The 5291-nt window shown below is 67.3% G+C and carries 4 protein-coding genes and 1 pseudogene; 3 read left to right on the top strand and 2 right to left on the bottom strand.

The genetic code is table 11. The features are described from left to right. Positions 1-230 (bottom strand): annotated as a pseudogene (locus tag AC5RTT_RS19460) (DUF349 domain-containing protein); the annotation flags it as partial. A gap of 63 nt (positions 231-293) precedes the next feature. After that, positions 294-1100, bottom strand: coding sequence for a peptidylprolyl isomerase (locus tag AC5RTT_RS19455; RefSeq protein WP_494146552.1), 807 nt, complete (start codon positions 1098-1100; stop codon positions 294-296). A gap of 224 nt (positions 1101-1324) precedes the next feature. Here AC5RTT_RS19455 and hisS point away from each other — a divergent pair, with 224 nt between their 5' ends. The 3 genes from hisS to AC5RTT_RS19440 form a co-directional block, all read left to right on the top strand. Beyond that, positions 1325-2689 (top strand): histidine--tRNA ligase, encoded by a 1365-nt coding sequence (gene hisS, locus AC5RTT_RS19450; RefSeq protein ID WP_494124669.1) that lies wholly within the window; start codon positions 1325-1327, stop codon positions 2687-2689. 134 nt (positions 2690-2823) lie between these two features. Then, on the top strand, positions 2824-4626 hold the full coding sequence (aspS, locus tag AC5RTT_RS19445) for an aspartate--tRNA ligase (protein ID WP_494146551.1): 1803 nt from the start codon (positions 2824-2826) through the stop codon (positions 4624-4626). 74 nt (positions 4627-4700) lie between these two features. Then, the coding region (locus AC5RTT_RS19440; protein WP_494146550.1) for a GNAT family N-acetyltransferase, cg3035/Rv0428c family at positions 4701-5291 on the top strand (591 nt) is incomplete at its 3' end.

Genomic DNA, 5291 nt, shown 5'->3' with positions numbered 1-5291 from the left:
GGTGCAGGGGCTGGAGCAGCTGCGGCCGCCGGAGCGGAGGGTGCTTCCGCGGCGGGAGCAGCACCGGCTGCCTGGTCCTCAGCCACTGCTGCAGGCTCCCCGCCGGATTCCTGGCCGTTCATTGCCGCGGCTGCTTCCGTTGCAGGCGTGACAGCTGCGCCATCCGTGGCGGCCTCCGCCGTCCCGGTCAGTTCTGCTGCTGTTTCGTCGGATTTCTGACTGTCTGTCACCGCTAAAAGTCTTTCGCTTGGAGGGAATACTTCCGTACTGCACCGCGGCCGCGGGCCGGGCTCCTACTTCAGAGAAAACGAGTCTATCGTGACTGGTTGCACAGGTGCGCCGTCCGTGTCGCTGGTGACCGGCGTAATCCCGGCGGCGGCAATGTTGGATACCACGTCCAGTCCGGACGTCACTTTGCCCACCACCGTGTAGCCGCCGGCACTGTCCGCGGGGATGGTGGTGTCCTTGTAGACAATGAAGAACTGGGTCCCGTTACCGTAGGCGTTGTTGCCTGTCCGGGCCACTGCGATGGTCCCCGCCGGGTAGGTATTGTCCGCGGGGGTGTTTTCCAGGGGACCCCAGGTGTAGTTGGGATCGCCCTTGCCGTCGCCGGTGGGGGAGCCGCACTGCATGACGCCGAAGGCGTCTCCGGTGGTCAGGCGGTGGCAGGTTTTTCCGCTGTAGTAGCCCTCATCGCTGAGGGACTTGAAGACGGCCGCCGCCTGGGGCGCGTTGGTGCCGTCAAGCTCCACACCCAGGGGGCTTCCGTTGAGCACCAGCTCGCCGGTGAACGTCTTCCCGGCGGCGGTATCTGCGGCCGGAATGTTGGGGCCGTTGGTGGCCGGGGCGGATGGAGTGGCGGAGGCTGACGGGCTGGTGAGGCCGGCCTCGGCGGCAGCAAATTCATCCTCCGTGGGGTTGCCGGCAAAGGCCGTGAGTTGGAGTACGACGGCGAGGACCACGGCGGCGGCTCCGGCACCGGCGGCCACGAGGTTGTCGCGCTTGCGCCGCTTCTCCTGGTCCCGCCTCAGCTCGCGCTTGGCCTCCATCTGCTGGATGCGCCGTTTGGCTTCGCGGGCACTGCGTGAACTGGCCGCCAAGGGTCCTCCTTTTAGTCGGGCTGCTGCGCTCCGGGCAACAGGGCCGGAAGCGCAGGTTTTTTGGCGGCCGGGCCCTGCCGCCGGCGCACATTAGAGATGCACACCGATGACGCATAAACTGACTGCCGCACATAGTTTATGCATGACTGGCTGGACAGCCGCCGAACAGCGCCCGCAACGCGTGGCCTGCGGCCAGCATCCGGCGCATTAAGAGGAGAACTTCCATGGCACGCACCGCCTCCCTGTCCGGATTCCCCGAGTGGCTTCCCGAGGAGCGGCTGGTGGAACTTCATGTCCTGGACACGCTGCGGCGGGTTTTCGAGCTCCACGGCTTCGCCTCGATTGAGACCCGTGCCGTGGAAACCGTGGGGCAGCTGCTGCGCAAGGGCGAGATTGACAAGGAAGTGTACGGCCTCAGCCGCCTCCAGGAGGACGACAGCGACAACCCCGTCAAGGGTGGCAAAGCGGATCCGCACGCCCTTGCCCTGCACTTCGACCTCACTGTCCCGTTCGCCCGCTACGTGGTGGAAAACGCCGGCTACCTGGCCTTCCCGTTCCGGCGGTACCAGATCCAGAAGGTATGGCGCGGCGAGCGTCCGCAGGAGGGACGTGCCCGTGAGTTCACGCAGGCTGATATCGACGTGGTGGGCGACGGCGAACTGCCTTTCCGCTACGACGTCGAGATCGCCCTGGTGATCGCTGAAGCGTTGAGCGCGCTCCCCATCCCTGACTTCCGGCTGCGGATCAACAACCGGAAGCTGGCTGAAGGCTTCTACCGCGGCATCGGCCTGGATGACACCGCCGGTGTCCTCCGCAGCATCGACAAGCTCGAGAAGATCGGGCCTGAGAAGGTGGCCGAGCTGCTCAAGTCCGAGCTGGGCGCCACCGATGAACAGGCGCGGAAGGCACTGCAGCTGGCCGCCATCAGGACGGAGGACACCTCCTTCGTGGCCCAGGTGCGTGCCCTCGGCGTATCCAATGAGCTGCTGGATGAAGGGCTGGATGAGCTGGAGCAGGTCATCGACGCCGCCGTCCAGCGCGCCCCGGGCAAGGTGCTGGCGGACCTGAGCATCGCCCGCGGCCTGGACTACTACACCGGCACCGTGGTGGAGACCGTCCTGGTGGGCCACGAGCAGCTGGGTTCCATCTGCTCCGGCGGCCGGTACGACGCCCTCGCCTCCAAGGGCAACCGGAAGTTCCCCGGCGTCGGCCTGTCCATCGGCGTGACCCGGCTGGTGTCCCGCATCCTCAGCCAGGACCTGGCCAGGGCTTCACGCTCGGTTCCCACCGCCGTCCTTGTAGCCCTCACCTCCGACGACAGCTGGGGTGCCGCACAGGATGTTGCGGCCCAGCTGCGCAGCCGCGGCATTCCCACCGAGGTGGCGGCCAAGGCCGAGAAGTTCGGCAAGCAGATCAAGTTCGCCGACCGGCGCGGCATCCCCTTTGTATGGTTCACCGACGACGACGGCACCCACCAGGTGAAGGACATCCGCACCGGCGAGCAGGTTGTGGCAGCCCCCGAAACGTGGATGCCGCCGTCGGAGGACCTTTCGGTGCAGGTGGCAAGCGCGGAGCCCGCTGCCGTTTAGCCGGATTGCCGCAGCAGGGGCCGCCATGGGGCGGCGGCGCCTGTCCACCGGGTAAACTCGGACAGGACTGTTCCTGCAACGGTCCTTTTATATCTCCCACAGTTTTCCCCCTGATCTCTCTAGAAAGGCGTGCTGTGCTGCGCACACATGACCTCGGATCCCTTCGTTCCGAGCACATTGGACAAACCGTAACCCTGGCCGGCTGGGTGGGCCGCCGCCGTGATCACGGTGGCGTGGCATTCGTGGACCTGCGCGACGCCTCCGGCGTGGCCCAGGTGGTGGTCCGCGAGGAAGAGGTTTTCCACGGGCTGCGCAACGAGTACGTCCTGCAGGTCACCGGCACTGTTTCCAAGCGCCCCGAGGGCAACGAAAACCCGGCGCTGGCCACCGGTGACATTGAGGTCATGGCGGACAAGGTGGTCATCCTGAACACCTCCGACCCCCTGCCGTTCCAGATCGACGAGCACGTGGAAGTGGGCGAGGAAGCGCGCCTCAAGCACCGCTACCTCGACCTCCGCCGCCCCGGCCCCAGCCGCAACCTGCGGCTGCGCTCGGAAGCCAACCGGGTGGCCCGCGAACTGCTCCACCGGGACGGCTTCGTGGAGATTGAGACCCCTACCCTGACGCGTTCGACGCCGGAAGGCGCCCGCGACTTCCTGGTTCCGGCCCGCCTGGCGCCCGGTTCCTGGTATGCGCTGCCGCAGTCCCCGCAGCTGTTCAAGCAGCTGCTGCAGGTGGGCGGCTTCGAGAAGTACTACCAGATTGCCCGCTGCTACCGGGACGAGGACTTCCGCGCCGACCGCCAGCCGGAGTTCACCCAGCTGGACATCGAGGCGAGCTTCGTTGACCAGGACGACATCATCACCCTCGGCGAGAACATCGTCCAGGCCGTGTGGCGCCTCATCGACGTCGAAATCCCCACGCCCATCCAGCGGATCACCTACGCGGACGCCATGGCCCGGTACGGCTCGGACAAGCCGGACCTGCGGTTCGGCCAGGAACTGACCGAGCTCACGGAGTTCTTCAAGGACACCAACTTCGGGGTGTTCAAGGCACCGTACGTCGGCGCCGTCGTCATGCCGGGCGGCGCCTCGCAGGCCCGCCGCGCCCTGGACGCCTGGCAGGAATGGGCCAAGCAGCGCGGCGCCAAGGGCCTGGCCTACGTCCTGTACAAGGAAGACGGCGAACTGGCAGGTCCGGTTGCCAAGAACCTGACGGACACCGAGCGCGCCGGCCTGGCCGACGCCGTCGGCGCCAAACCGGGCGACTGCATCTTCTTCGCCGCCGGCGAGAAGACCCCGTCCCGTGCGCTCCTTGGCGCGGCACGGGTGGAGATCGGCCACCGCACCGGCCTGATCAACCCCAACGACTGGGCCTTCTGCTGGGTTGTCGACGCCCCCATGTTCGAACCGGCAGCCGCCGCGGTTGCTTCCGGCGACGTGGCAGTCGGCGCCGGACAGTGGACCGCCGTGCACCACGCCTTCACCTCGCCCAAGCCCGAGTTCCTTGACACCTTCGACAAGGACCCCGAGTCCGCGCTGTCCTACGCGTACGACATCGTGTGCAACGGCAACGAGATCGGCGGCGGTTCCATCCGTATCCACCAGCGTGACGTGCAGGAACGCGTTTTCGAACTGATGGGCCTGGACAAGGAGGACGCGCAGACCAAGTTCGGCTTCCTGCTCGAGGGCTTCAAGTACGGCGCCCCTCCGCACGGCGGCATTGCCTTCGGCTGGGACCGCGTTGTCTCCCTTCTGGCGGGCGTGGATTCGATCCGCGACGTCATCGCGTTCCCGAAGTCCGGCGGCGGCCACGATCCACTGACCGATGCACCGGCCCCGATCACGCCGCAGCAGCGCAAGGAAGCCGGCGTGGACTTCAAGCCCGAGGCGGTCAAGCCGGTTGAGGCCAAGAAGGCCGAAGCAATCGCGAAGTAAGCAGGAACAAGCTGCATGACAGGAGGCTTCCCGGCCGTGCCGGGGAGCCTCCTGCCGTTGATGAAGGAGGTCTGGTGGCCACTGGCGGGACCGGCATAAAACCAGCGCCGGCAGAAGGTGATGCCGCCTGGGACGTTGAGGCAGCAATGGACGCCGCCTGGCCTGCCCCGGAACGGCACCAGGCCGGCGGCTGGGTGTTCCGTGCCGCCGGCGGGGTCACCCAGCGGGCAAACTCAATTTGGCCGCGGAATCCTGGCGGTACTGAAGCGCCGCCGGTGCTGTTGCGGGACGCGCGCGCGTGGTACCGCTCACGGCGGCTGCCGGTGATCTTCCAGGTGTCCGCAGGCGCCCGGACGGCCACGCTCAACGAGCTCCTCGACTCCGAAGGGTTCACCCGGCAGTCCGAGACGCTGGTCATGACCCGCGGTCCCCTGGCCGATGCCGCCACGGCGGATGCTTCAGTGGAGATCCGCACCGAGCCGTCGGCCGACTGGCTGAAGGTGTGGTGGGCGGTGGACGGACGGGGCGGCGCGGATGCCCTCGCGTACGCCAGGGACATCCTCAAGGGCTGCCCTTCCCTGTACGCGCTGGTGAGGGACGACGGCGGCCGGCCGGCCGCCGTCGGACGCCACGCCAATACCGGCGGGGACGCAGATCGGAACATC

This window comes from Arthrobacter sp. Y3221157 (assembly GCF_059089865.1).
Note: the sequence above shows the minus strand (reverse complement) of the source record. Positions and strands in the feature narration are given on the sequence as shown.

Coding starts and splice junctions, on each gene's coding strand:
- hisS (WP_494124669.1), top strand. CDS start 1,325: ATGGCACGCACCGCCTCCCTGTCCGGATTCCCCGAGTGGCTTCCCGAG.